Genomic DNA, 25,124 nt, shown 5'->3' with positions numbered 1-25,124 from the left:
CGTCAAAACCCAAATACATTTTTCATCATGGTGAACAGGCGGTCGATTTCCTGAACAATCAGCATCAAAACGACAATTAAACCCGCGAGTGTCGTCATCAGCGCCTGCTCCTCCCTGCCCGAGCGGGAGAGCAGCTGTCCGAGCACCGCCACTAAAATTCCTACCGCCGCAATGCGGAAAATCAGATCAACATCCATCGTTTTCCTCCGCTTAGATCAGCACCAGAATCACCAGCAGACCGAGCGCAATGCCGCAGGTCCGGTACAGATTTCCCCGATTTGCCAAATCCTCCTGCGCCGCCTCCCGCGAGGCCGCCAGCCGCCGCTCCACCTGCGTAAGACCGGTCAGCTGCTCGTCCGCATCGTAGCGGCCTAAGTAATTTGCGGCGTCGCACAGAATATCGCACTCCTGCGCGCCAAGTCCGACCTGTGCGCGGCAGTCCCGCAGGGTGCTGCGCCACAGGTAGCCGAGCGACAGGCCGTTCTGCTCCCGCAGGCGGCGCTGCAGCGTGCGAAAGACTTTGCGGATAATCGGCTGCTCGTTTTCCGCCAGCAGACCGACAATTTCCGGCATAGGTGTCCGTCTTCCGGAAATCTCGCTGCGGATAAGACCGAGCGCAAGCAGCATGGCGTCTGCCGCCGCCACTCTGCGCCGCAGATTTTGCCGCGCGGACAGTCCGAGCGCCGCACATGAGCCGAACACCATCACCGATCCGATCAGCTTTAACATTTCGTCTCCTCCCATCGTTCCATGCGGTAGACCCGCTGTCCGTCCCGTTTTTCGATAATAACCGCCTGATGAAATGCGCCGAGCGCGAGCAGCTCACGGTAGATCGGCCGCTGCCGCAGATCATCCAGTCCGGCCGCGTGTGCACACGCAATCACTGCCGTTCCGCAGTGCGTGCAGAGCGATACCGCCTTTGCGTCCTCAGGCGCAGTAATTTCATCAAGAGCGAGCAGGGCAGGCGACATGGTTTTGAGCAGCATGACCGCCGCCTGCCATTTCGAGCAGCCTTCCATCACATCCGTGCAGCGCCCGACCGCAAGCTGCGGTGCACCGTCCGCGAGAGCGGCAATCTCGCTGCGCTCGTCCGCAATCGCAGCAGTGAAACCGCGGTCGGAGAAGTAGCGCACCCACTCTCTCAGCAAGGTCGTTTTGCCATATCCCGGCGGTGATAGGAGCAAGGTAGACTGCGGCTCGTCCGTTCCTATCCAGCGGGCAATCTGCGTCTGTAAATCTTCAGCTTGATGTGCAATGCGCAGGTTGATTGAACTCAGGCCGCGCACCCCGAGAACGCGGCCGTCCTCTTCGGCGGCTGTGCCGCAGATGCCCAGTCGATGCCCGCCGGATAACGTCAGGAAGCCGTGCCGCAGACTGTCTGTATAACTATGCACGGAATACTGCGCGGCGCGGCTGAGCATCTCGCGCAGCTCCGCCGATGTGACCGCCTCAAGCGGGAGCGGCCGCTCTCCGACGGCGGTTCTCGCCGCAGGCGGCTGTCCCGCGCGAAAGCGTAATTCCTCGATGTCCTCCGGCCTGTCCAGCCGCTCCAGCTGTGCCCGCCGTATCGGCGGCAGGCACGAAATCGCCTGCCGGAAGGCCGCTTTTCGTTTGTCCATTTTCATCACCACTATAGACTATGCCGCAGATTACTAAAGTAGAAGAGTAACTTGAGAATTGAGGATGGAAAATGAATGTTGTGATTGACCATTATCCTTCATTGCCAATCTGTATTGCAGGGCAGGATGACCTCATCCCGCCCTGCGGTGGCTCATTGCGCATCCGCTTGACGTGCGGAAGGTCAGGTACTTGTCAGAATACATGAAAATTTATGCATTTTTTCATCGAACCATGTCAAATCAGTCATTGACAACTCGCCCGGCCAGCGATATAATAAACACAAATATTGCACAAAGCGATGACAGAGGAAAGTAATCGTTCCACGTGCGGCTTTTAGGGAGTGTCCGGCATGACTGGAAACGGACGCAGACGCCGGTACGATGAAGTTCCCTCCTGAGCTGCGGCGCTGAACCCTATCGAATTAGGCGCTGACGGATTTCCTCCGTTACAGGGATAGGATATATTTGTATCCGAAAAAGTGCGGCATTGTTATGCCGAATGTGGGTGGTACCGCGGAACCGTTTGTCTTTCGTCCCTCTTTGTGGATGAAGGGCTTTTTTTATACCCATTCTGCCGTGACAAACAGCAAATACCACCTATATAAAGGAGATACACAACATGATCATCATTATGAAGCAGGGCACGACCCACGAACACGTTGAGGAACTGTCCCAGCATATCGAGCGCTGGAACGTAAAGGCAAATCCGATCTACGGCGAGGGCACCATCGTTATCGGTCTGGTTGGCGACACCGGCGCTGTTGACAAGGACGCACTCATGCTTGACCCGCAGGTTGAGAACATCATCAAGGTGCAGGAGCCGTTCAAGCTGGCAAACCGCAAGTTCCATCCGGACAACTCCACCGTTGAGATTGCACCGGGCGTTGTTGTCGGCGGCAAGAAGCTGGTCGTTATGGCAGGTCCGTGCTCTGTTGAAAGCGAGGAGCAGATCATCGACGTGGCGAAGCATGTGCAGGCAGACGGCGCTACCGTTCTCCGCGGCGGTGCGTGGAAGCCGCGTTCTTCCCCGTACTCCTTCCAGGGTCTGAAGGCTGAGGGTCTGGACTTGCTGCACAAGGCGCATGAGGCAACCGGTCTGCCGGTTGTCACCGAGATCACCAATCCGGCGCATATCGACATCTTCATGGACAAGTGCGACTGCTTCCAGGTCGGCGCACGCAATATGCAGAACTTCGAGCTGCTGAAGGAGCTCGGCCAGACCCGCAAGCCGATCCTGCTCAAGCGCGGCTTCGCAAACACCATGGAGGAGTTCCTGATGAGCGCCGAGTACATCATGGCGGGCGGCAACGAGAACGTTATCCTCTGCGAGCGCGGCATCCGCACCTACGAGAAGTACACCCGCAACACGCTTGATATTTCCGCCGTTCCGGTGCTCAAGCGCATGAGCCATCTGCCGGTCGTCGTTGATCCGTCCCATGCAGGCGGCATTTACTGGATGGTCGAGCCGCTGGCAAAGGCTGCTGTTGCAGCCGGCGCAGACGGTCTGATGATTGAGGTTCACAACGATCCTGCACACGCTCTGTCCGACGGTGCACAGTCGCTGACCTACGATTCGTTCCACCACACCATGAACGCACTGCGCGCTGTTGCAGCGGCAGTTGACCGCGAGATTTAATTCTATTATAATAAGTAAGAACTGAGGTCTGAGAGTGAAGAGCTTCTAATAGAGTGGAGAGTGAGGAGTGAAGAGTGAAGATGTGGTATCGCGCAGTGCGCGATGATTAAATAAGACGCGAAGCGTCACCTTATCTCCACTCTCAACTCTACACTCTTCACTCTCTGCATAGGCTCTTCACTCTTTCTCTAAATATCTCTATCTAACAAGGGGTTGTCTAAATTGGCAGAAACGCTGAGTCTGACGGGCGCGAACGGCGTGTCCGAAATTCATATCGAAACCGGATTGCTGGACCACGCGGGCACGGTAATCCTCGAAACCTTTTCGCCCAGCCGCGTGCATATCGTGTCGGATTCAACGGTAGCGCCGCTGTATCTCGAGAAGCTGGAAAAGCAGTTCTCCCTGCCGGTGACGCACACGGTTATTCCCGCCGGTGAGGAGCACAAGCAGCTTTCCACGGTTGAGGGCATTTACCATGATCTGCTGGCCGCCGGCATGACCCGCAAGGATTTGATTATCGCGCTCGGCGGCGGTGTTGTCGGCGACATCACCGGCTTTGCGGCGGCGACCTTCCTGCGCGGCGTATCACTGTGCCAGATTCCGACCACGCTGCTCGCGCAGGTGGATTCCTCGGTCGGCGGCAAGACCGGCGTGGATCTGCCCGAGGGCAAAAACCTCGTCGGCGCGTTCTATCAGCCGCGGCTCGTGCTCATCGACCCGAACGTGCTCGCTTCCCTGCCGGACAGCACCTTTGCGGACGGCATGGCCGAGGTCGTCAAGTACGGCTACATTTCCAACCGGGAAATCCTGACGATGGTTTCTCGGTCGGACTACAAGACGAATATTGAAAATATCATTTACGAGTGCGTAAAGATCAAGCGCGATGTAGTTGCCATTGACGAGCACGACACCGGTCTGCGCATGATACTGAACTTTGGACACACCATCGGCCACGCAGCGGAGAAGCTGGGCAATTACACCGACCTCACCCACGGTCAGGCAGTGGCGATCGGCATGGTGGCAGCGATGCGGCTGTCCGCTCTGCTGGGCAACGAGGATTTGACAGCGCCGCTCATCGACCTGTTGAAGCACATCGGTCTGCCGACCGAGCTGGAATACGACCGCGAGTCCATCTTTAATGCTCTGCTGTCGGACAAAAAGAAATTCGGTGCAACGGTCAACTTTATCCTCGTGCGCGAAGCCGGTCGGGCGGAAATTACGCCGATCGATGCAGAAAAGCTGCACGAATACGTTCTGAAGCTGTAAGGAGGGAGCAGCATGGGTTCTACCTGGGGCAATGCAATTAAAATTTCCATTTTCGGTGAATCGCATGGCACGGGCATCGGCGTTGTGATAGACGGATTCCCGTCCGGTGTGGCATATGACGAGGCGTTTGTCCTGCGCGAGATGGAGCGCCGCGCACCGGGCCGCAACAAGCAATCCACCGCACGCAAGGAGCCGGACAGGCCGGAGGTGCAGTCCGGCATCTACAACGGCAAAACGACCGGCACGCCCATCTGTGCCGTCATCCGCAACACCAATCAGCGCTCGAACGACTACGCAGAGCTGGCGGCGCAGCCGCGTCCCGGTCACGCGGACTACACGGGTATGCTGCGCTACGATTCCTGCAACGACCCGCGAGGCGGCGGCCATTTCTCCGGCCGACTGACAGCTCCGCTGGTGTTTGCCGGTGCGCTGTGCAAGCTGTGGCTCAAGGAGCAGGGTGTGACGGTCGGTTCGCACATCCAGTCCATCGCTCAGATTCAGGATATGCCGTTCGATGATGTAGAAGTCACCGCCGAGCAGCTGGATACGCTGCGGAACGCCGAATACCCGGTGAACAATCCGCGTGCGCTCGAGGCCATGCTGGCCGCTATCGAGGAAGCGCGTGAGGAACAGGATTCGGTCGGCGGCGTCATCGAGTGCGCAGCGGTCGGCCTGCCGGCCGGCATCGGCAGCCCGATGCTCGACAGCGTGGAGAGTCGCCTGTCCTCTATCCTGTTCGGCGTGCCCGCCGTCAAGGGTGTGGAGTTCGGCGCAGGCTTTGCCTTTGCTGCGCTGCGCGGCTCACACGCAAACGACCCGTTCTATGAGGAAAACGGCGTTGTCAAGACCGAAACCAACAACAACGGCGGCATCCTCGGCGGCATCACGAGCGGTATGCCGCTCATCGTGCGCGCGTGCATCAAGCCTACGCCGTCCATCGGCATGGTGCAGGATACGCTCAACATCCGCACCGGCAAGGTCGAGCCGCTGTCCATCCACGGCCGCCACGACCCGTGCATCGTCACCCGCGCCGCGCCGGTGGTCGAGGCCGCCTGTGCCGTTGCATTGGCAGATCTTCTGAGGGAGGCGAAGGGTTATCATGCGTGAACTTCCCGAAATCCGTCAGGATATCAACCGCGTTGACTCCGCTATCCGAGAACTGTTCCTGCTGCGTATGTCGCTGGCGCTCGAGGTCGCAAAGACCAAGGCCCAGTCGGATGATAAAATCTACAAGCCGGACCGCGAAGCGGAAATCGTTGAGAAGCGCTCCGCCGGTATGGAGGAGGAGCTGCAGCTCAAGTACGTTTCCCTTCTGCAGAGCATGATCCGTGCGAGCCGCGAGTATCAGTACAGCGAAATTCTGCGTCAGGCGCCGGAAAAGTTCCCGTTTAAGCCGAGCGAATCGCTTATCGAGCCGAAAACCGTATTCTATCAGGGAGTTCCGGGTGCGTATCAGGAGCTGGCCGCGCGGGCGCTGTTCCCGAACTGCGAACCGCACAACGTCCCCACCTGGGAGCAGGTTTTCCAGTCCGTCCGCGACGGCAAGGCCGATATCGGCGTTGTGCCGGTCGAGAACACAACCGCAGGCACGGTCAGTGAGGTCTATGACCTTCTGCTCGACTACGACCTGTACATCAACCGCTCGTACATCAAGAAAATCTCGCACTGTCTGGCGGCGGTGCCCGGCACAAAGCTCGAGGATGTCAAGCGTGTCTGCTCGCATCCGCATGCGCTGCCGCAGTGCCACAGCTTCATTTCCGAACACGATCTGGAGGCCATCGAGGTGGCAAACACCGCCATTGCGGCCCAGAACGTGCAGAAAAAGGGCGACAAGAGCCTTGCTGCCATCTGCTCGCAGGAGGCGGCTGTGCGCTACGGTCTCGATATTCTCGCCGAGGGCATCAACGATATGCAGCACAACGAAACACGCTTTATCGCCGTCAGCAGAACGCTGACCTGTCAGCCCGAGGATAACCGCATCGAGATCGCATTCCACATTCCCAATGCGTCCGGTACGCTCATCACCGTGCTGGACACCATCGCGCACTACGGCATCGACATGACCGAAATCCACTCGCGTCCGCTCAAGGACAGCCCGTGGTGCTATGTGTTCTATGTCGATTTCACCGGCAACATGCGCGACCATGCGGTGCAGTCCTTGCTGTATCAGCTTCATGAGGAGCTTCCCTATATCAAAGTAATCGGCAGCTATTGCGTGCCTAACGAATAAAAGGAGTACAAACCCATGCAAATTCAACCCTGCGGCCCTTTGCGCGGTGAAATTACCGTGCCGGGCGACAAATCCATCTCGCACCGTGCCGTTATGCTCGGCGCACTTGCCAACGGCACCACCCACATCACCGGCTTTCTGATGGGCGAGGACTGCCTGTCCACCATTGACTGCTTCCGCAAGATGGGTGTCGAGATCAACATCACCGATGACGAGGTTATCGTGGAAGGCGTTGGTCTGCACGGTCTCGAAGCGCCGTCAGAAGCGCTGTACACCGGCAACTCCGGCACGACCACCCGCCTGCTGTGCGGCATTCTGGCCGGTCAGCCGTTCACCGTTACCATGAGCGGCGACCCGTCCATCCAGAAGCGCCCGATGGGCCGCGTGATGAAGCCGCTGCGCGAGATGGGCGCATCCATCGAGGGCAAGAACGACAATTTCTGCCCGCTGACCCTGTTCCCGAGCGAGCTGCACGGTATTGAATACCGTCTGCCGGTAGCATCCGCTCAGCTGAAGAGCGCCATCCTGCTGGCAGGTCTGTATGCCGAGGGTCAGACGACCGTTATCGAGCCGGCTCCCTCCCGCGACCACACCGAGCGCATGTTCCGCGCACTCGGCGTTGAGATTGAGACCAGCGGCAATACCATCACCCTCGACCCGCCGGAGGATCTCCATGCGGTCGATATTGCGGTCCCGGGCGATATTTCCTCGGCGGCGTTCTTCCTCGTTGCGGGCGCTATCGTACCGGGCAGCGAGCTGACGATTAAGAACGTGGGCGTCAATCCGACCCGCACGGGCGTTCTGGACGTTCTGCGCGACATGGGCGCGGACATCACCGAGTCGAACTTCCGCGATGAGGCCGAGCCGATGTGCGACCTGACCGTCAAGTACAGCAAGCTGCACGGCGTGGAAATCGGCGGCGCTATCATCCCGCGCCTGATCGATGAGCTGCCGGTTATCGCGGTAGCCGCTGCATTCGCTGAAGGCGAAACCGTTATCCGCGACGCGCAGGAGCTCAAGGTCAAGGAGTCCAACCGCATTGCCGCTATGGTTGCAGAGCTGACCAAGGCAGGCGTGGACGTTGAGGAGACCGACGACGGCATGATCGTTCACGGCGGTGCAAAGCCGCACGGCGCATCGTTCGAGACCTACAAGGACCACCGCATTGCGATGAGCCTTGCCGTGCTCGGTCTGGCAGCCGAGGGCGCAAGCCGCATTGACGAGCCGGAGGTCGTTGCCATCTCCTACCCCGATTTCTTCAACACCCTCGAACGTCTGGGGGACTGAGTTATGCTGCTTTCCATGGACGAATTTCGCGCTTTCGAGCCAAAAAAGACCACCTATGCCCTGTTTGGCTGGCCGCTCGGTCACACCATGAGCCCAGAGCTGCACGCGCAGCTGTTCGAAGCCTCCGGTCAGGATGCGGACTATATCGGTGTTGCCGTTCCGCCGGAGGATCTGCCCGAAGCGTTCGAGCTGGCCAAGCGCAAGCTCGGCGGCATCAACTGCACCATCCCGCACAAAAAGGCCGTCATCCCGCTGCTCGATGAGATTGACACTGCTGCCCGCGACCTGCACTCGGTCAACACGGTCCGCTTTGCGGACGGCAAGGCGACCGGCTTCAACACGGACATCCTCGGCTTTGCGGAGTCGCTGAATCGTGACGGCGTATCGCTTCAGGGTAAAAAGGTGCTGCTGCTCGGCTATGGCGGCGCGGCTTCCGTGATGGCGTACCACTGCATCACGCAGGGCGCGTACCTGACCATCACGGGACGCAATCTCGAGAAGGCCGAAGCGCTGCAGAAGCAGCTGACCGATGCCGTTCCGGGCGCACGCATTTCCGTGTTCAGCCGCCGGCACATTCCGCGCGATATTCATATCGTGCTCAATTCCACGCCGGTGGGCATGTACCCGAAGGAAAACGCGGCTCCGCTGCATTATCTGCCGCACAAGACCGAGTATGTGTTCGATGCGATCTACAATCCGCCGGTGACCTCGACCATGAAGCTCGCCAATCCGCGCAAGACCAAAACACGCGATGGACTGTTCATGCTGGTCATGCAGGCGGCGCACGCGCAGACCATCTGGACCGGCGTGACCTTCGAGCCGCAGGCGTGCGAAACCATTCTGCGCCGCACCTACGGCAAAATGGCGGTCAAGCGTCTGCACGAGAAGCATGGCAAGAAAAATCTGGTGCTGTGCGGCTTTATGGGCAGCGGCAAGACCACCATCGGCCGTAAGCTGGCGCGTCTGACCGGACTGGAATTTATTGACGCGGACATCTACCTTGAGGCGAAGGAAGGCAAGAAAATCTCCGAGATTTTCGCTGAAAAGGGCGAAGCCTATTTCCGTGACCGCGAGACCGCGTATATTAAAGAGCTGTCTCAGAGAGACGGCATCGTACTTGCACTCGGCGGCGGCTCTGTCCTCCGTCCGGAGAATGTGGCGGCTGTCAAGGAGACTGGTCTGCTCATCTTGCTCGACACACCGTTCTACCGCATTATGAAGAACCTTTCCTATTCCACGAATCGCCCGCTGCTCAATAAGCCGGACAAGCAGGCGGAAACACACCGCCTGTACAATGCGCGCAAGGCGCTCTACCATCGAGTGGCCGATATCGCGGTGCGCAGTCCCAAGCTGTCCGAGGTTCTGGAAAAAGTAGTAAAGAGCGTATAAGGTACTGGACAAATCCACCAGATGCGTTTACAATTAGGGACATACTGAAAAGTATGTCCCTTTTTTCACACTCGCAATAAAAGGAGGAACTCAAGGATTATGAGAACATCAGCCAAACATCCCTGCCGCCTGATTGCAGCCGCGCTTGCCGCTCTGCAGCTATGCGCAGGCGCTGCCGGAGCCGTTTTCGACAATAGCTTCAGCTACACCTACTCCCTCGGCAGCGGTCTGCAGTACAGCCGCACCGAGGGCAAAAACAGTGCCGGTCTGCAACGCGCGAACGTGCTGACGTACTCGCCGAACACCGGTGTAACGCCCCTCATGGTCTACGCCGATGAGCAGCTGTACGGCAGCAAGGCCACCATCACAAATGCGGTGAAATATCTGCAGAACCAGGGAAAAACCGTGCTTGGCGGCATAAATGCAGACTTTTTCGTTATGTCTACCGGCATTCCGATCGGTCTGGTCATCGACAGCGGCGAGCTCATTTCGTCCGATGCCTGGCAGTACGCGGTCGGCTTCAAGCAGGACGGCACAGCTGTCCTCGGCCGCCCGACTATGGGCATCCGCGTGAGTGGCAAGAGCGGCACGGTCAACGTGTCCTACTTCAACAAGACGCGCACGACGGCTGGCGCGTATCTGCTCGATCACAACTACGATGACTCGACGCACTTTGCAGCCAAGGGCACGAGCATTATCCTCGAGCGCGTGGATGATACACCGGTCAAGGTCAACGGCTCGGTCAAGCTCAAGGTCGTGAACAAGGGCACGGGCAGCAGTCCCATTACGATCACCAAAAACCAGATGGTGCTTACCAAGTCGGATGGCGCAGATGTGCCCTCGTGGGTGGATTTCGAGATTGGCGAAGAAGTCACTCTGTCCATCGCAGCGAACGACAGCAGCTGGAGCGACGTGCAGTATGCGGTCGGCGGCAAGCTGCTGATGGACAACAGCACGATTACGACCGACGGCATCGACGCAGGCTCGACCCGCAGAGCACGCAGCGCAGTCGGCGTGAAGGCAGACGGCACGGTTGTTCTGTACGAAATCGACGGCAACCAGTCCTCGTACAGCGTCGGCCTGACGGCGGCAGAACTCGGTCAGGAGCTGAAGGAGCTCGGCTGTGTCCGCGCCATCTGTCTGGATGGCGGCGGCTCCTCCGCAATGGCGGTCCGCAATCCCGGCGAGAGCACCGCAGCTTTGATCTCCCAGCCGTCGGACGGCTCGCAGCGCGCGTGCGCCAACTACATTTTCTTTGTCAACAACATCGCGGCGGACGGTGTGACGGCTCATGCTGTGCTCACGCCCAGCCACCGCTATGTACTCCCGGGCGGAAGTACCTGGTTCTCGGTCAAGGGTGCAGATGCGTCTTACGCCTCGGCGGACGCACCGACCGACCTCAGCTACACGGTGAATGATGAACTGGGCACGGTCTCCGGCCAAACGTTCACCGCGGGCAGCAAGGCCGGACGTGCGGCCATTACCGGCTCAAACGGCACGGTTTCCGGCTCTATGAACGTGTGCATCACCACCGGTGTGGACTCGATCGCACTGCAGAGCGGCGGCAAAGCGCTCAGCTCTATCTCGGTCAAACCGGGCCAGAGCATCAACGTAGATGCGCTCGCGTATCACCTCGGTCATACGATGGGCGCTGCGGATTCCTGCTTCAAGTGGAGCGTGTCCGGCGATGTCGGTGCGGTAAATGCGGACGGCGTGTTCACTGCGGGCAGCCGGATGGCCTCCGGCACGCTCACCTGCTCGTATGGCAGCGTAAGCAAGTCCATTTCGGTCAATGTCGGCATGGGCGACGCGCAGAGCGCTCATACCGTTGCGGATTTTGAAAACGGTCTGAACAATCTGACCGCATCGGACGGCGTAACGCTCTCGCGGGTGACGGATTACACCTCGGTGGCACGCGGCACCGGTTCGCTCCAGGCGATGTGGAACGGCACTGATACGGACGGCTTTACGATTTCCGTTCCGGCGGCTGATGCTTCGAGCATGAAGCACCTGACACTGTGGGCGCACAGCAGGAACACGGCAGGCACGCTCACGGCGGTGTTTGCCGACGCGGAAGGCAATGAGCTGACCGCTCCCCTGTCCGCTGCAACCGGCAACAGCTGGAAACAGCTGACGGCAAGCGTGCCGGACGGCGCACAGCAGTTCACCGGTCTGCGGTTTGACAAATCCGGCGCAGGCTCCGGCGGCTCGGCGCTGTACCTCGACCAGATCGTACTGAGCGCAGATCATGCGGTGACGAATACAGATGCGCCGTCGGTCAAGCTGAATACGACCTCGGCAACGGTCAGCATCGGCACAAATGCCGCGCTTTCCGGCACTGCCACCATGGAAAACGGCAAATATCCGGTCCGCGCAAGCAATATTGCGGTCAAGGTGGACGGCAAAGCCGTTTCCGGTGCAGCTGTGATGAGCGGCTCGACCATGACCATTACAACCGGCACGCTGTCTGCCGGTACGCATACCGTGACTGCTGACGTGTCCGATGATGCAGGCAACCGCACGCGCGTTTGTGCGACCGTAACCGCCGGTTCGGCATCCAACGTGTTCGCAGACACCGCGTCGCACTGGGCGAACGGCTATGCTTCCCTGCTGAGCGCACGCGGCATCATGAAGGGCGAAACCGCAAACGGCAGCACCTATTTCCGCCCGAACCGCAACCTGACCCGTCAGGAGTTCGCGGTGACGATGGCGCGTCTGCTGAATCTGGATACCTCCAACGCCTCCGGCACGCTCGGCTTTGCTGATGAGGACAGCATCCCGAGTTGGGCACGCGGCGCAGTTGCCGCAGTTTCGCGTGCGAACATTATGAACGGCTCGGGCAGCAATGGCAAGCTGTACTTCAACCCGCAGGCCACCATGACGCGCGCTGAGGTTATGACGGTCATCGGCCGCTGCCTGCCGCGCGGCTATGCGGCGGTCAGCCTGAATTATACGGACGCGTCCGTGATTCCGTCGTGGGCGACCGAGCAAGTCAAGACCTGCGTTTCCGCCGGTGTCATCGGCGGTTACTCGGATGGTACCATCCGACCGAACGGCAATATCACCCGCGGTGAGATTGCGAAAATTCTGGCTCTGTTCTGATAGCTGCCGCGCAACCGCAGTTTTACAACAACAACACCCGTCAAGAAGAATCTTGACGGGTGTTTTCTTATGCCTTTTCAGTTTTCTTCGGAAGCAGCAAGCCAATCAGCAGACCGACCGCAGCCGGCATCAGCCAGCCGAAGCCGAGTGCGTTCAGCGGCAGTGCCTGCAGAAGCGGCGACAAAACCGGAATCGGGAATGCCGCGGCAATGCTCTGCACAGCAGTAAAGGCAATGCAGAGGCGGTAAACCGCACCGTGTTTCTCCGGCTTCGGGAGGAACGACAGCACGATCAGCACGATAGCGACCGGATAAATCGCGTTCAGCACCGGCGTGGACAGACGGATAATACCCGCCAGACCGATATTCGAAATAATCATGCTGGCCGCAGCAAAGAACGCCGCAATGGCCGGATACGGAATACGCGGCAGCAGCTCATGGAAATACTGGCCAACGCAGGCAATCAGGCCTACACAGGTATTGAAGCATGCAATGACGAAAATTGCGGCAAGCAGCACCTGCCCGACCGGGCCAAACAGACCGCTGGCAATATTGCTCAGCGTATCCGCGCCAGTCGAGCCGCCCGGCCATGCCGCGCCGGACAGTGCGCCAACGTGCGTCAGCATCGCGTAAATCAGAAGCAGCATTGCGCCTGCAATCCAGCCTGCACGGATGGTGCTGCGGCGCACCTGCTGTTCGTCCTCGATACCGTAATCCCGAATATTCAGCGCGATAACCGCGCCGAAATTGAGTGCCGCCAGCGTATCCATTGTCTGGTAGCCATCCAGAATGCCCGTCAGGCCCGGCAGCGAAGCGTAATCTGCGGTCGGCACGCCGTAATGCTCTGCCACCGGATGAAACAGGCAGCCGAAAAACAGCACGAAAATCAGTACGATCAGCGTCGGACATAGAATGCGTCCGAGCCAGCTTGTCAGCTTTTCCGGGTGCAGTGCAACGAAAAACGCTGCCGCAAAGAACACAATAGAGTAAATCAGCTGCCGCATTGCATCTCCGCCGATGAGCGGCGCGAGCATTTGGAACGACGTGCTCGCCGTGCGCGGGATGGCCAGACACGGACCGATCGACAGGTAAACCAGCAGCGCAAATATCTGCGCAAATCGCGGATGCACACGCCCGGCCAGCTCGGACAGCCCGCCTGCACGCGCGACAGCGATCACGCCAATAACCGGCAGACCGATCGCGCTGACCGCAAATCCGACAAAGGCCAGCCACGCGACAGTGCCCGCCTGTGCACCGAGATACGGCGGAAAAATCAGGTTTCCGGCGCCGAAAAACATAGAAAACAGCGTAAAACCTACCAGAAGCAGGCTTCTTCGGTTTAACTTTTGCATAGCAGTTCTCCTCTTCCTTATGAATAGTGAAAGCGCCATCATCGCGGGACAATGGCGCTCGGGTTTGCATCCGAGTCAGATGCGTTTGCTCATTTTTTCGCTGTATTCTGCGCGGTAAGCCTCGAATGTGCCGTTATCGAGTGCGTCGCGGATTTCCTGCATGAGGTGGTTGTAGAACCACAGATTGTGCATAACGAGCAGTCTCTGGGACAGCATTTCACCGCTCTTGAGCAGGTGGCGCAGATAGGCGCGGCTGAACCGCTGACAGGTCGGGCACTGACAGCCTTCTTCGATCGGACGGTCATCGGTCTGGTACTTGGCGTTCATAATGTTCAGAATGCCGTTGTGCGTGAACAGATGACCGTGACGCGCGTTGCGGGTCGGCATAACGCAGTCGAAGAAATCAATACCGCGGGCAACACCTTCAATAATGTTGCTCGGTGTGCCGACACCCATCAGGTAGCGCGGCTTATGCTCGGGCGCATGCGGCAGAACAACATCGAGGATATGGTACATGACCTCGGTGCTTTCACCGACGGCAAGACCGCCGATGGCATAACCCGGCAGATCCAGCTCCGCAATCGCTTCCATGTGCTCGATACGCAGGTCATCATAAGTGCCGCCCTGATTGATACCGAACAACAGCTGGTGCGGGTTTACCGTATCCGGAAGCGTGTTCAGACGGTCAAGCTCGGTTTTACAGCGTTTGAGCCAGCGCGTGGTACGGTCAATGGAGTTTTTTACATACTCACGCGGCGCGGGGTTCTCGATACACTCGTCGAACGCCATCGCAATGTCCGAGCCGAGGTTGGACTGGATGCGCATGCTCTCCTCCGGTCCCATGAAGATCTTGCGGCCGTCAACGTGCGAGTGGAAGGTTACGCCTTCCTCCTTGATTTTGCGCAGGGTCGCCAGCGAAAACACCTGAAATCCGCCGGAGTCGGTCAGCATCGGACCGTCCCAGCGCATGAATTTGTGCAGACCGCCCATCTGCTTGACGATCTGGTCGCCCGGACGGACGTGCAGATGATAGGTGTTGGACAGCTCAATCTGGCAGCCAAGCTCCTTGAGGTCGAACGCGTCAACCGCACCCTTGATGGCACCCGCTGTGCCGACATTCTGGAATACCGGCGTCTGTACCACGCCATGTGCCGTGCAGAACTCGCCGCGACGGGCGCGGCCCTCGGTTTTGATTAAGTTAAATTTTCCGATTTCCATAATTCCCTCTTATCCTGTTTTATTAGTACAAAAGCATCGAATCGCCGAACGAGAAGAAACGATATTCTTCCTTAATGGCTTCCTGATACGCATTCATGACCATTTCTCGTGTCGCAAATGCCGAAATCAGCATCATCAGTGTGCTCTCCGGCAGATGGAAGTTGGTCACAAGATGATCGACTGCCTTGAATTTATAGCCCGGATAGATGAAAATATCCGTCCAGCCGGACTGTGCGCGCACAGTACCGTCGTCAGCTGCGATGGTCTCCAGCGTGCGGCTGGCTGTTGTGCCGACCGCCCAGATCTTGCCGCCTGCGGCACGCGTATCGTTGATGATCCCCGCGGTCATCTCGTCCATGATATAATACTCAGAGTGCATGATGTGGTCGGTGATCTCATCCTCCTTGACCGGGCGGAACGTACCCAGACCGACATGCAGCGTCACAAACGCCAATTTTACTCCCTTGGCTTTCAGCGCATCAAGCAGCTCGGTCGTGAAGTGCAGGCCGGCGGTCGGTGCAGCTGCAGAGCCCGGTGTTTTGGAGTAAACCGTCTGGTAGCGTTCGGGATCATCCAGCTTTTCCTTGATATACGGCGGCAGCGGCATGGTACCGAGCTTGTCGAGGATTTCCAGGAAAATGCCCTCATAGTGGAAACGGATCAGGCGGTTGCCGTCCGGCTGAACCGCCTCAACGGTTGCGGTCAGCAAGCCGTCACCGAAGGTCAGCTCTACGCCGGTGCGGGTCTTTTTACCCGGACGCGTCAGGCATTCCCACAGGCCGTCGCCCTTGTCGGTCAGCAGCAGCACCTCGATTGGCGTAACATGGCCGACAGCGTGGCCCATCAGCCGCGCCGGAATGACACGGGAATTGTTGAACACCATGCAGTCGCCCGGCTGAACATACTCCAGCAGATCGCGGAAATGGCGGTGCGTCACCGAGCCGTCCCTGCGGTCGAGCACCATCAAACGGGACGCGTCGCGCTGCTCCAGCGGATGCTGGGCAATCAGGCGTTCGGGCAAGTCAAAATAAAAATCGCTTTTCTTCATCACAAAGGCAAGGACGCTTTTAAGACAATATCGCCTAAGCGCCCCTGCCGTTTTTCCTCCCTTGCGTGTTGATTTTACAGATTACTCGGCAATCTCAATGCCGGTAAAGTAGAATTTCAGAATCTGGTCATAGGTGAAGCCCTTCTGCGCCATTGCGTAAGCGCCCCACTGACTCATGCCGACGCTGTGTCCCCAGCCGGAGCCGCTGAACGTATAACTGGTCGGATTGGTAACGGTCGGCGTGGTATTCGAGCCGGTATTGCCCGAATTACCGCTGTTTGCGTCCTCGTCATCGCCGGAATAGTCACTTGTGGTTTTGACAAGCACAGTGCTGCTTGCGTTGTCGAAGTCAACGTCAAAGCCAATCGCCTTGCCGATATCGCGCAGCTTGTAATAGTTGTTGCCGTTGATGATGTAGCCGTCCAGTGTGATCTCCTCACCGTCGAGCACAATCGTCGAGGTGGATTTGCCGATTTTCTCCACCGCCGTGGACGAATCCGCAAGCTCGCCGCCAACGGTCTCATACGCCGTGCCGGAGGTCAGGAGAATGCGTTCATTCTCCTTATCCCAGCGGACGTTGAACTGGCCTTTGGTGCCGCTCAGTAGATATGCAATATCGCGCAGCTTGAAATAATTGTTGCCATACTGCGTGCCGTTTACAATGTAATACCCCTGCGGAGATACGTTTTTGCCGTTGACCTTGACGTTATGCGTCGAAGCCTTGACCTGCAGACTTGTCTTGTTGCCCGAGCCGCCGACCGGCGTGATCGTGTAGCGAATGCTCTTGAGACCGAACACTGTGCGGACGCTGCTCTTGGAAATCGTAACCGACTTGCCGCTCGTATCCGTCACCGTCACTTCGTTTACGTTATCGGTTGCGGTGCGCTTTGTGACCTGCACATTTGCTACCTTGCCGATGGAATAGCCTGCGGCATTCACCTTCTGCTGAATCTCATCGGCGGTGAGCGTCACCGTCCATCTATCCTTGCTCGGGTCCTCATACGGGTCAGCCTTGCCCTTGAGATACGCGTAATCGCCGCCCCAGACGTTCGCTGCGTCCTCGGTTGCGCCGCCGTCCGACGAATAAAAGTAACCGATGACCGAGCTGCCGTTGTACGACAGCGTTTCACCCTTGGTGGCGTTCACTGCGGCATCCGAGGCCTCGGTTGCGCGGTTAGCGCCCAGATACACCTGACAGTTCGTGGTGTTGCACAGGTCGTACTCATCGCCGTGCTTGTGTGTGCCCAGTGCGAACGAACGAGCACAGACTGCCTGCGCCTTCTGTGCTTCGGCAGGCCAGTCCGGGTCGATCTCGTACGGCAGAACACCCTTCACATAATCCTCCACACCCACATAGTTTATAACAGTGATGCTGCCGTTCGATGCACGGCGGTACACAAAATCGCCGTACCACTTGTAGCCCTTGAACCACGTCAGCGCGCTGTTCGGACGAATGGCGATATGGTCTGCACCCGCTGCGGACGTATACAGCACTGAGCCGCTGTCGGTATCGCTGACCTGAAAGGCATCGTTCACCAGCTTGACGGTCAGCGCACTGCTCGTGATCGACTTGCTGCCGGAGAACGCGGTGCCGCTGACGGTGCCGACCGTGTAGCCGGTTTTGCAGCCGCTAACGTTCTCGAGTTGCGGTGCCTCAAAGGCGGAAGCGCCGCTGATTGTCAGACCGACCCGCAGGCGTGTATCGCTGCTCGCTGCATGTGCCGGAACAGCACCGATGCAGGTGACCGTCATCACGGCGCAAAGCAGCATGGATAACAGCTTTTTCATTTTTATCAACTCCTGTTTTATTTTTTATCCTTGTTTCGCCTTGTTTTTATTGACAAACTCAAGGGTATATTCTAAAATAAAAAGCGAAAGTATCAATACAGATAGAGGTGCGGTTTTCATCAGTACCGGTTGGAAGGGTCCGCAGACCCGATAATCACCCGGGAAAGGGACCTCCGCCGAAGCCGGTGCTTGTTGCGGAAAGACCGTGCTGGACGCCGTCGGAAAATATCCCAGCGTCTGTCATCAGCGGAAACGCCGGTGGAGAGCTATTCTGTTTAGAGGTTTGCGGTTTGTTCCGCTCCTTCTATTATAGTATAGATCATACCGGTTTTTCAACCGGTATTTTTCTTTTGAGGTAACTCCGCACGATTTGTCTGCGGCACTTTGCGAAAAATTGCTCTTGCCGAATCATCCGAAGTCACCTCTGAATGTTCTTTCTGTATGTTTTTCATCACATAATTTCTTTGTTAGAATACCTTTTGGAAGGATTTGATAAACATGAAGCAGTACAAAGTAGGCATTGTCGGCGCGACCGGTATGGTAGGTCAGCGCTTCACCCTGCTGCTGGAAAACCACCCGTGGTTCGATGTCGTAGCACTCGCTGCATCCGGCCGAAACAAGGGCAAGACCTATGCCGAGGCTTGTGAGGGCCGCTGGAAGATGACCGTTCCGATGCCCGGCAAGTACAAGGACATGGTTATGTACGACGCAACTGCCGACGCAGAGGAGATTGCCTCCAAGGTTGATTTCATCTTCTGCGCAGTAGATATGAAGAAGGATGAGATCCGCGCCCTTGAGGAGAAGTACGCAAAGCTCGAGTGCCCGGTTTGCTCCAACAACTCCGCTCACCGCGGTACCCCGGATGTTCCGATGATCATTCCGGAGATCAACGCTGACCATGCCGAGATCATTCCGGCACAGCGCAAGCGTCTGGGCACCAAGCGCGGCTTTATCGCTGTAAAGTCCAACTGCTCTATCCAGTCCTACGTTCCGGCTCTATCCGCGCTGATGGACTTCGAGCCGACTGAGGTTTCTGTCTGCACCTATCAGGCGATCTCCGGCGCCGGCAAGACCTTTGAAACTTGGCCGGAGATGGTAGACAACGTTATTCCGTACATCGGCGGCGAGGAAGAGAAGAGCGAGAAGGAGCCGATGAAGATCTGGGGTCACATTGAGGGCGACCACATCGAGCCCGCGACCTCTCCGGTCATCTCCGCACAGTGCCTGCGCGTTGCCTGCTCGGACGGCCATATGGCTGCCGCTTCGGTTAAGTTCAAGAACAAGCCGAGCAAGGAAGTTATGATCGAGCGCTGGAACAACTTCAAGGGCCGCGCACAGGAGCTGAACCTGCCGTCCGCGCCGGAGCACTACCTCACCTACTTCGAAGAGGATAACCGTCCGCAGACCAAGCTGGATCGCAACCTCGAGAACGGCATGGGCGTTTCCATCGGCCGTCTGCGTGAGGATACCATTTTCGATTACAAGTTTGTCAGCCTGTCGCACAATACGCTGCGCGGCGCAGCAGGCGGCGCTGTTCTGATGGCAGAGCTGCTTTGCGCTGAGGGTTACATGGACCGTTAAGGAGGTCACCGTTTTATTATGAAGAAGCCTGTTTTTACCGGTGCTGCGGTTGCTATTATCACGCCGTTCAAGTCCACCGGTGAGGTCGATTACGAGGAATTCGGCAAGATTATCGACCACCAGATTGCACATGACACGGATGCCATCGTTGTCTGCGGCACCACCGGTGAGGCATCTGCCCTGCACGATAAGGAGCATCGCGAAGCCATTGCCTGGTGCTGCGAGCATGTCAACCACCGTGTTCCGGTCATTGCCGGCACGGGTTCTAACGACACCGCATACGCCATTGAGCTGACCAAGTTTGCCGCTGAATGCGGCGCAGATGCCGGTCTGTCGGTTACGCCGTACTATAACAAGACTACGCAGCGCGGTCTGATCGCACACTACACCGCAATCGCAGACTGTTGCGATCTGCCTGTCATTCTGTACAACGTACCGAGCCGCACCGGTGTATGCTTTACCGCCGATACCCTGTATGAGCTGTCCAAGCATCCGAACATCAATGGTCTCAAGGCCGCATCCGGCAATTTCAGCCTGCTGGCTGAGGCCATGGCTAAGTGCGGCGACAACCTGAATGTCTGGTCCGGCAACGACGACCAGATCGTTCCGCTGATGTCTCTCGGCGGCAAGGGCGTTATCTCGGTGCTGTCCAACGTAGCACCGCAGGTTGCACACGACATTACTCAGTTGTGCTTTGACAACCGTTATCCGGAAGCTGCTAAGCTGCAGCTGCAGTATCACGATCTGATCGACTCGCTGTTCTGCGAAGTCAACCCGATTCCGGTCAAGAAGGCTATGGAGCTGCTCGGCTGGAAGGTCGGCGGTCTGCGCCTGCCGCTGGTTGAGCCCAGCGAGGAGCACATCGCGTACATCAAGCGCGAGCTGGAAAACGCCGGCTGCAAAATCTAAAGGAGCTATAAAAAGATGTTGAAAATTGCACTTTCCGGCTGCTGCGGTCGTATGGGCCATGTCATCAACGACATTGTCAGCGGCAGAGAAGGTATGGAGATCGTTGCGGGATTTGACATTAACACGGTGCAGTATGCAGAGTTCCCGATTTTTGCCGATCCGTTCGAGTTTACCGGCGAATGCGATGTAATCATCGACTTCTCCAACGCCGCTTCTACCGAGCGCCTGCTCGATTACTGCGAGCAGCACGGCACGCCGGTCGTCATCTGCACCACCGGTCACTCTCCGGCACAGCTGGACCGCATCCGCGCGGCCTCCGCGAAGATCGCGGTGTTCCGCTCGGGCAATATGTCGCTCGGCATCAACCTGATGAGCGAGCTGCTCAAGCAGTCTGCTGCAGTTCTGGGCGACAAATACGACGTTGAGATCATCGAAAAGCACCACAATCAGAAGCTGGATGCGCCTTCGGGCACAGCTCTGATGCTGGCCGATGCGGTTGCAAGCGCGCTCCCCTACGAGGCCGAGTACGTCTACGACCGTCACGAGCGCCGCGAGAAGCGCCCTGCCCACGAGATCGGTATTTCCGCTATCCGCGGCGGCACCATCGTCGGTGAGCACAGCGTGCTGTTCTGCGGCCGTGATGAGATCATCGAGATCAAGCACACCGCCCTGTCCCGCGAGGTTTTCGCGGTCGGTGCGGTCGATGCAGCCGCTTTCATGGCCGAACGCACCCAGCCGGGTATGTACGACATGAGCGACGTTATCGCATCCCACAAGTAAAGCAAAAGGACTTCTATCCGCGTGATAGAAGTCCTTTTTTATGCAGAAATCCCTCCGAATCCATCGAATCGGAGGGATTTTCTCTTATTCCACGCGGAGTTTTTCGACTTCCGCCTCATTCGGGGTAACATATGCGGTCTGATACACATGATAGATGACCATGCCCGGCTTCGCGCCTGCGGGCTTTTTCACCTGACGGACGGGCGTGTAGTCCACCGGAACCAGCGAGGACGAACGGCCGCGCGAATGGTATGCCGCGATCATGGCTGCCTCTGTCATGGCCTCGTCAGTCGGCTCTCTGCCATCCGTCACAAGGATAACGTGTGAACCGTGAATCTTCTGCGTATGAAACCAGATGTCGCTCTTGAACGCAGTCTTGAGTGTCAGCAGGTCGTTTTGCAGATTGTTTTTGCCTGCAAATACGTCGAAGCCGTCGCTCGTGCGGTAATGGAACGGCTTTGCCTGCGCCGGCTTGCCGCGCAGCTTCTTGTTGCGTGTCTGCTTGGCGGAGAGCACGCCGGACTGCGTGAGCTCCTCGCGCAGCTGAGCAAGGTCGCGCTCGTTTTCGGCTTCACCGAGCGCCGCGAGTACGCTGTCCAGATAATCCAGCTCGGCACTGCCCTGCTCGATCTGCTGCGTGAGCACTTCCTCGGCGGTTTTGGCCTTGTTGTACAGCTTGAAATATTTCTGCGCGTTCTGCTGCGGCGTGAGCCGCACATCCAGCGCAATCTCGACCTCCGGGCAGTTTTCGGCGTAGTAATCGACCACTTTTGCCTTGTTCATGCCCTTTTCGAGCTGATACAGGTTTGCAGTGATGAGTTCGCCGGTGCGCTTGTACTGTTCGCGGTTATGCGTGGCGGCCAGCTCCTTTTTCTGCGCCGCCAGCTTGCGGGCCACACGGTCACGCGCGTTTGTGACAGTCTTGTGCAGATCACCGGTGCGGCGCTGCATACGCTCAACCTTGCCCTTTTTCTCAAAGAAGGCTGCAAGCAGTGCGCTGAAGCTGTCTGCCTGCGTGACATTCATCAGACCCTCATACTGCGTCACCGGCAGAAAGGTGAAGTCGAACACCGCACCGTCCTCGACCTTGGTCAGCAGGAAAGGCTTGGCTCGGTCATCCTCGACATACGACATGAAATCGTCGTACACCTTGCCGAGCTGCTGACGGTTCTCATCCGTCATGCGTGCGATCGGCTTGGCTGCATCGCCGGTCGCGCGGAAGGACAGCTCGCGGCAGAGCAGCGGCGAAAAACCCAGAAGCTGACTGAGCAGCCAGCGGTCGAGCGTCTGCCCTTCCTCGGCCTGCGATACGGCGGCGGCAAGTCCTGTGCCGGAAACCGTGAACGGGTCGTGCTTGTCCTGTGCGGGCGGCATGCGGTAAAACAGACCGGGCAGAACCTGTCGCTTGCCGGACAGGTCGCCGTCTATGCGGCGCAGAGCGTCAATAATGCGGTTATCCTCGCCGCACAGGATGACGTTAGAGTGCTTGCCCATCAGCTCGCAGATGAGGTGTTTTTTGCAGGGTACACCCATTTCATCCGTCGTATCCAGTTCAATGGTGAGCATACGCTCGACCGCCGGCTGGCTCACTGCCGCAATCTTTGCGCCCTGCACATGCTTGCGCAGCAGCATGCAGAACATCGGCGGTGCCGCCGGATTCTCTCGAGCCGCGTCAATAAAATGCACGCGCGGCGAGCCTGCCGCGATCGACAGCAGCAGTCGGCGCGGACCACCCTGACCGCCGCGTGTCTGCAGCACGATTTCATCGCGGTCCGGCTGATAGACCTTCTCTACGCGACAGCCTGCCAGTACGTTATTGAGTTCATTTGTCACTGCCCGCAGGCAGATCGCATCTAATGGCATATAAATTCTTCCTTAAACAAATTGGATACAGTCCGCGTGCCGCTCGGAAACCTCGGTGAGCACCTGCGGGAATGCGGCTGTGATTTTATCAGCGAACACGGCCGCGACCGGATTTTCGGTCGGGAAGTGTCCTGCATCCACCAGAGACAGACCGATGGCCTGCGCACGCTGCATGAGATCGTAGCTGCAGTCGCCGATGACGAACGCCTGTGCGCCGCCTGCGACTGCATAGTCCATCAGCTTGCCGCAGGCACCGCCGCCGACCGCTACGCGCGTGATCGGCTTGCCGCCGTCGCAGAAGCGCACACCGCCCGCACGCAGGCACTCCTTAACATAGAGTGCAAATTCGCGCGGCTGCATTTCACGCGGCAGATCGCCCACACGACCGAGCATGCCGTTCTCGCCGGCCTCCATGCCCACCACGTTGGTGAGGAACAGCGCGGACGCGAGTGCGTCATTGACACCGCCCTCCGCACAGTCTGCGTTGGTATGCATGCAGATAATAGAAATATCGTGCTTGATCGCGTAACGCAGCACTCGACCGGTCGTATCATCCGATGTCACACGGCTGACCGAAGTAAAGATCGCCGGATGGTGTGCGACAACCAGCTGCGCACCGCGCTCAGCCGCTTCCTGCACGACCGTTTCTGTCACATCGAGCGCACAAAGCACGCTCGTGACCTCCTGCGCACGATCGCCGCACAGCAGGCCGACATTGTCCCAGCTTTCCGCCAGCTCGTAGGGAGCAAGGCCCTCCATAAATGTCAAAATATCCTGAACCGTCGTCATTTCAGTTCCTCCCTTGCAGATTGGATGCACTGCACCAGCGCACGCTGGTACGCGAGACGCTTGTTCTCCGATGTACCCTGTTCCATGCCGTCCAGTGCCTTTTTCTCCCGCAGATAGAGCTGCTCAAGGTAATCGGCGGCACCCTCTGCACGCAGCAAGGCCGGAGAAACCGCACATTCGCTCAGCGGCATTTCCCGCTTCGGTGCACCGCCGCGCACGCTGAGAACGACGTAACGCCGTCTGTCCTCGCGGCACAGCGTTTCACGCTCGACGGCGTAGCCGTGCGCGTACAGCCACCGGCGCAGTTCGGCGATCATGGTCATCGGCTGGAGCAGCAGCAGGTGGTCACCCTGGCCGGTCCACGGTGCGGCAGTCAAAATCTCTGCGATGGTCTGGCCGCCCATGCCTGCGATTGTTACGGTGTCGCATTCCTCTGCCCGCACGGCCTCCAGTCCCGGCGCAAGCCGCAGAGACAGGGATACGTTATGCTCTTTCGCATTGCGCTCCGCATGTGCCAGCGGTCCTGAACGGATATCCGAGCCGATAGCCGATGCAATATGTCCATCCAGCAGCAGTGAAATCGGCAGCTTGCCGTGATCCGTTCCGATATCCGCCAATCGAGCATTCTGCGGCACCAGAGCCGCCATACAGGCCAGCCGCGGTGTTAAAATCATACTTTCCATGTAAAACTCCAAAAAAACAGAGCCGGCAAACAATGCCAGCTCTAATTTTCTTACTCACTCGACTTATTCGCCCAGAAAAGCGTTGAGCTTGGCAACCAGTTCATCTGCATTGGTGCCGTGTACCATGCAGGCCTCCTCGATGCTCTCGCCCTGAGATGCCGGGCAGCCGAGGCAGTGCATGCCGATTTCCATAAAGAAACGAGCGGTCTCGATGTTCATATTCAGAACCTCACCAATGGTGGACTTCTTCGTAATAGCAGCCATGATAGTAACCTCCTGTTGCTTTTTGTTTGTTTATAGTATACCGCAAAAATCCGTACTATTCAAGTAGTAAATAGTATTCCCTGTGAAATCGGTCGGAAAAACTGCGTAAAACAGACAAATCATGTATTCACCGAGAAGTTCCCGCTGTGCGAATCATCTCCGGCTGCTGCGGAACTGCTTCATCCGGATTTCCGAGCAATGGCTGCAGGAGGCTCCGGAGCACGCAAATCCGATGATACTCATACAAAAACAGAGCGTTTCACTGCTGTGAAGCGCTCTGTTTTCATTTTTTATTCCTGCAGCAAAAAAGCCGGCGCCTGC

The 25,124-nt window shown here is 57.9% G+C and carries 21 protein-coding genes, 1 riboswitch and 1 other annotated feature; of the genes, 10 read left to right on the top strand and 11 right to left on the bottom strand.

Annotated elements, in window-relative coordinates:
• Window positions 1–2: 2 nt before the first annotated feature.
• From spoIIIAC to DW724_RS11285, 3 genes are read right to left on the bottom strand one after another with little or no spacing between them, the layout of a single operon-like run.
• A complete protein-coding gene (spoIIIAC, locus tag DW724_RS11295) occupies window positions 3–197 on the bottom strand; it encodes a stage III sporulation protein AC (protein WP_110436696.1) in 195 nt (64 codons plus the stop codon).
• 13 nt (window positions 198–210) lie between these two features.
• Window positions 211–729: a stage III sporulation protein AB gene (locus DW724_RS11290; RefSeq protein ID WP_158580295.1), complete on the bottom strand. Its 519-nt coding sequence runs from the start codon at window positions 727–729 to the stop codon at window positions 211–213.
• A complete protein-coding gene (locus DW724_RS11285; protein ID WP_118761538.1) occupies window positions 723–1,619 on the bottom strand; it encodes a stage III sporulation protein AB in 897 nt (298 codons plus the stop codon). The genes DW724_RS11290 and DW724_RS11285 overlap by 7 nt, the downstream gene beginning before the upstream one ends.
• A 290-nt stretch (window positions 1,620–1,909) precedes the next feature.
• Window positions 1,910–2,160, top strand: a binding site (T-box leader).
• Between the two features lie 78 nt (window positions 2,161–2,238).
• Between DW724_RS11285 and aroF the strand changes: the two genes are divergently transcribed.
• The 7 genes from aroF to DW724_RS11250 all read left to right on the top strand — a co-directional run bounded on the left by aroF (window position 2,239) and on the right by DW724_RS11250 (window position 12,529).
• Window positions 2,239–3,255, top strand: coding sequence for a 3-deoxy-7-phosphoheptulonate synthase (aroF, locus tag DW724_RS11280; protein ID WP_118359573.1), 1,017 nt, complete (start codon window positions 2,239–2,241; stop codon window positions 3,253–3,255).
• Between the two features lie 222 nt (window positions 3,256–3,477).
• Entirely contained in the window at window positions 3,478–4,521 is a 1,044-nt protein-coding gene (gene aroB / locus DW724_RS11275; RefSeq protein ID WP_243105742.1) for a 3-dehydroquinate synthase, read from the top strand.
• 12 nt (window positions 4,522–4,533) lie between these two features.
• On the top strand, window positions 4,534–5,628 hold the full coding sequence (aroC, locus tag DW724_RS11270; RefSeq protein WP_118761537.1) for a chorismate synthase: 1,095 nt from the start codon (window positions 4,534–4,536) through the stop codon (window positions 5,626–5,628).
• Window positions 5,621–6,751, top strand: a complete 1,131-nt coding sequence (gene pheA / locus DW724_RS11265; RefSeq protein WP_118761536.1) for a prephenate dehydratase — start codon at window positions 5,621–5,623, stop codon at window positions 6,749–6,751. Before aroC ends, pheA begins: the two co-directional genes overlap by 8 nt.
• A 15-nt stretch (window positions 6,752–6,766) precedes the next feature.
• Window positions 6,767–8,038, top strand: a complete 1,272-nt coding sequence (gene aroA, locus DW724_RS11260; protein ID WP_118761535.1) for a 3-phosphoshikimate 1-carboxyvinyltransferase — start codon at window positions 6,767–6,769, stop codon at window positions 8,036–8,038.
• Between the two features lie 3 nt (window positions 8,039–8,041).
• Window positions 8,042–9,427 (top strand): shikimate kinase, encoded by a 1,386-nt coding sequence (locus tag DW724_RS11255; RefSeq protein WP_118761534.1) that lies wholly within the window; start codon window positions 8,042–8,044, stop codon window positions 9,425–9,427.
• 99 nt (window positions 9,428–9,526) lie between these two features.
• A complete protein-coding gene (locus DW724_RS11250) occupies window positions 9,527–12,529 on the top strand; it encodes an S-layer homology domain-containing protein (RefSeq protein ID WP_118761533.1) in 3,003 nt (1,000 codons plus the stop codon).
• Between the two features lie 67 nt (window positions 12,530–12,596).
• Here DW724_RS11250 and brnQ read toward each other — a convergent pair whose 3' ends face one another.
• The 4 genes from brnQ to DW724_RS11230 all read right to left on the bottom strand — a co-directional run bounded on the left by brnQ (window position 12,597) and on the right by DW724_RS11230 (window position 17,934).
• On the bottom strand, window positions 12,597–13,880 hold the full coding sequence (brnQ, locus tag DW724_RS11245; RefSeq protein WP_118761532.1) for a branched-chain amino acid transport system II carrier protein: 1,284 nt from the start codon (window positions 13,878–13,880) through the stop codon (window positions 12,597–12,599).
• Between the two features lie 75 nt (window positions 13,881–13,955).
• A complete protein-coding gene (gene tgt / locus DW724_RS11240) occupies window positions 13,956–15,098 on the bottom strand; it encodes a tRNA guanosine(34) transglycosylase Tgt (RefSeq protein ID WP_118761531.1) in 1,143 nt (380 codons plus the stop codon).
• 22 nt (window positions 15,099–15,120) lie between these two features.
• Window positions 15,121–16,146, bottom strand: a complete 1,026-nt coding sequence (gene queA / locus DW724_RS11235; RefSeq protein ID WP_118761530.1) for a tRNA preQ1(34) S-adenosylmethionine ribosyltransferase-isomerase QueA — start codon at window positions 16,144–16,146, stop codon at window positions 15,121–15,123.
• An 81-nt stretch (window positions 16,147–16,227) separates the two neighbouring features.
• Complete coding sequence (locus tag DW724_RS11230) at window positions 16,228–17,934, bottom strand: SpoIID/LytB domain-containing protein (RefSeq protein WP_118761529.1); 1,707 nt, start codon at window positions 17,932–17,934, stop codon at window positions 16,228–16,230.
• Between the two features lie 94 nt (window positions 17,935–18,028).
• A riboswitch (Lysine riboswitch) is annotated at window positions 18,029–18,211 on the top strand.
• A 221-nt stretch (window positions 18,212–18,432) separates the two neighbouring features.
• Between DW724_RS11230 and asd the strand changes: the two genes are divergently transcribed.
• Genes asd through dapB form a run of 3 tightly spaced genes read left to right on the top strand, consistent with a single transcriptional unit; the run spans window position 18,433 to window position 21,204 of the window.
• A complete protein-coding gene (gene asd, locus DW724_RS11225) occupies window positions 18,433–19,515 on the top strand; it encodes an aspartate-semialdehyde dehydrogenase (RefSeq protein WP_118761528.1) in 1,083 nt (360 codons plus the stop codon).
• Window positions 19,516–19,533: 18 nt separating this feature from the next.
• A complete protein-coding gene (gene dapA / locus DW724_RS11220) occupies window positions 19,534–20,424 on the top strand; it encodes a 4-hydroxy-tetrahydrodipicolinate synthase (RefSeq protein WP_118761527.1) in 891 nt (296 codons plus the stop codon).
• A 15-nt stretch (window positions 20,425–20,439) separates the two neighbouring features.
• Window positions 20,440–21,204, top strand: coding sequence for a 4-hydroxy-tetrahydrodipicolinate reductase (gene dapB / locus DW724_RS11215; RefSeq protein WP_118761526.1), 765 nt, complete (start codon window positions 20,440–20,442; stop codon window positions 21,202–21,204).
• 84 nt (window positions 21,205–21,288) lie between these two features.
• Here dapB and DW724_RS11210 read toward each other — a convergent pair whose 3' ends face one another.
• The 4 genes from DW724_RS11210 to DW724_RS11195 form a co-directional block, all read right to left on the bottom strand.
• Complete coding sequence (locus DW724_RS11210; protein ID WP_118761525.1) at window positions 21,289–23,067, bottom strand: Rqc2 family fibronectin-binding protein; 1,779 nt, start codon at window positions 23,065–23,067, stop codon at window positions 21,289–21,291.
• A 12-nt stretch (window positions 23,068–23,079) separates the two neighbouring features.
• The gene (locus DW724_RS11205; RefSeq protein WP_118761524.1) at window positions 23,080–23,856 is read right to left on the bottom strand and encodes a Nif3-like dinuclear metal center hexameric protein; all 777 of its coding nucleotides are present in this window, start codon (window positions 23,854–23,856) and stop codon (window positions 23,080–23,082) included.
• A complete protein-coding gene (locus DW724_RS11200; protein ID WP_118761523.1) occupies window positions 23,853–24,539 on the bottom strand; it encodes a tRNA (adenine(22)-N(1))-methyltransferase in 687 nt (228 codons plus the stop codon). The genes DW724_RS11205 and DW724_RS11200 overlap by 4 nt, the downstream gene beginning before the upstream one ends.
• A 63-nt stretch (window positions 24,540–24,602) precedes the next feature.
• The gene (locus DW724_RS11195; RefSeq protein WP_110436676.1) at window positions 24,603–24,803 is read right to left on the bottom strand and encodes a DUF1858 domain-containing protein; all 201 of its coding nucleotides are present in this window, start codon (window positions 24,801–24,803) and stop codon (window positions 24,603–24,605) included.
• Window positions 24,804–25,124 lie beyond the last annotated feature (321 nt).

Source organism: Butyricicoccus sp. AM27-36 (genome assembly GCF_003480945.1).
Taxonomy (GTDB): domain Bacteria; phylum Bacillota; class Clostridia; order Oscillospirales; family Butyricicoccaceae; genus Agathobaculum; species Agathobaculum butyriciproducens.
This window is presented reverse-complemented; position numbering and strand designations above follow the sequence as displayed.

Coding starts and splice junctions, on each gene's coding strand:
- spoIIIAC (WP_110436696.1), bottom strand. CDS start 197: ATGGATGTTGATCTGATTTTCCGCATTGCGGCGGTAGGAATTTTAGTG.
- DW724_RS11290 (WP_158580295.1), bottom strand. CDS start 729: ATGTTAAAGCTGATCGGATCGGTGATGGTGTTCGGCTCATGTGCGGCG.
- DW724_RS11285 (WP_118761538.1), bottom strand. CDS start 1,619: ATGGACAAACGAAAAGCGGCCTTCCGGCAGGCGATTTCGTGCCTGCCG.
- aroF (WP_118359573.1), top strand. CDS start 2,239: ATGATCATCATTATGAAGCAGGGCACGACCCACGAACACGTTGAGGAA.
- aroC (WP_118761537.1), top strand. CDS start 4,534: ATGGGTTCTACCTGGGGCAATGCAATTAAAATTTCCATTTTCGGTGAA.
- pheA (WP_118761536.1), top strand. CDS start 5,621: ATGCGTGAACTTCCCGAAATCCGTCAGGATATCAACCGCGTTGACTCC.
- aroA (WP_118761535.1), top strand. CDS start 6,767: ATGCAAATTCAACCCTGCGGCCCTTTGCGCGGTGAAATTACCGTGCCG.
- DW724_RS11255 (WP_118761534.1), top strand. CDS start 8,042: ATGCTGCTTTCCATGGACGAATTTCGCGCTTTCGAGCCAAAAAAGACC.
- DW724_RS11250 (WP_118761533.1), top strand. CDS start 9,527: ATGAGAACATCAGCCAAACATCCCTGCCGCCTGATTGCAGCCGCGCTT.
- brnQ (WP_118761532.1), bottom strand. CDS start 13,880: ATGCAAAAGTTAAACCGAAGAAGCCTGCTTCTGGTAGGTTTTACGCTG.
- tgt (WP_118761531.1), bottom strand. CDS start 15,098: ATGGAAATCGGAAAATTTAACTTAATCAAAACCGAGGGCCGCGCCCGT.
- queA (WP_118761530.1), bottom strand. CDS start 16,146: ATGAAGAAAAGCGATTTTTATTTTGACTTGCCCGAACGCCTGATTGCC.
- DW724_RS11230 (WP_118761529.1), bottom strand. CDS start 17,934: ATGAAAAAGCTGTTATCCATGCTGCTTTGCGCCGTGATGACGGTCACC.
- asd (WP_118761528.1), top strand. CDS start 18,433: ATGAAGCAGTACAAAGTAGGCATTGTCGGCGCGACCGGTATGGTAGGT.
- dapA (WP_118761527.1), top strand. CDS start 19,534: ATGAAGAAGCCTGTTTTTACCGGTGCTGCGGTTGCTATTATCACGCCG.
- dapB (WP_118761526.1), top strand. CDS start 20,440: ATGTTGAAAATTGCACTTTCCGGCTGCTGCGGTCGTATGGGCCATGTC.
- DW724_RS11210 (WP_118761525.1), bottom strand. CDS start 23,067: ATGCCATTAGATGCGATCTGCCTGCGGGCAGTGACAAATGAACTCAAT.
- DW724_RS11205 (WP_118761524.1), bottom strand. CDS start 23,856: ATGACGACGGTTCAGGATATTTTGACATTTATGGAGGGCCTTGCTCCC.
- DW724_RS11200 (WP_118761523.1), bottom strand. CDS start 24,539: ATGGAAAGTATGATTTTAACACCGCGGCTGGCCTGTATGGCGGCTCTG.
- DW724_RS11195 (WP_110436676.1), bottom strand. CDS start 24,803: ATGGCTGCTATTACGAAGAAGTCCACCATTGGTGAGGTTCTGAATATG.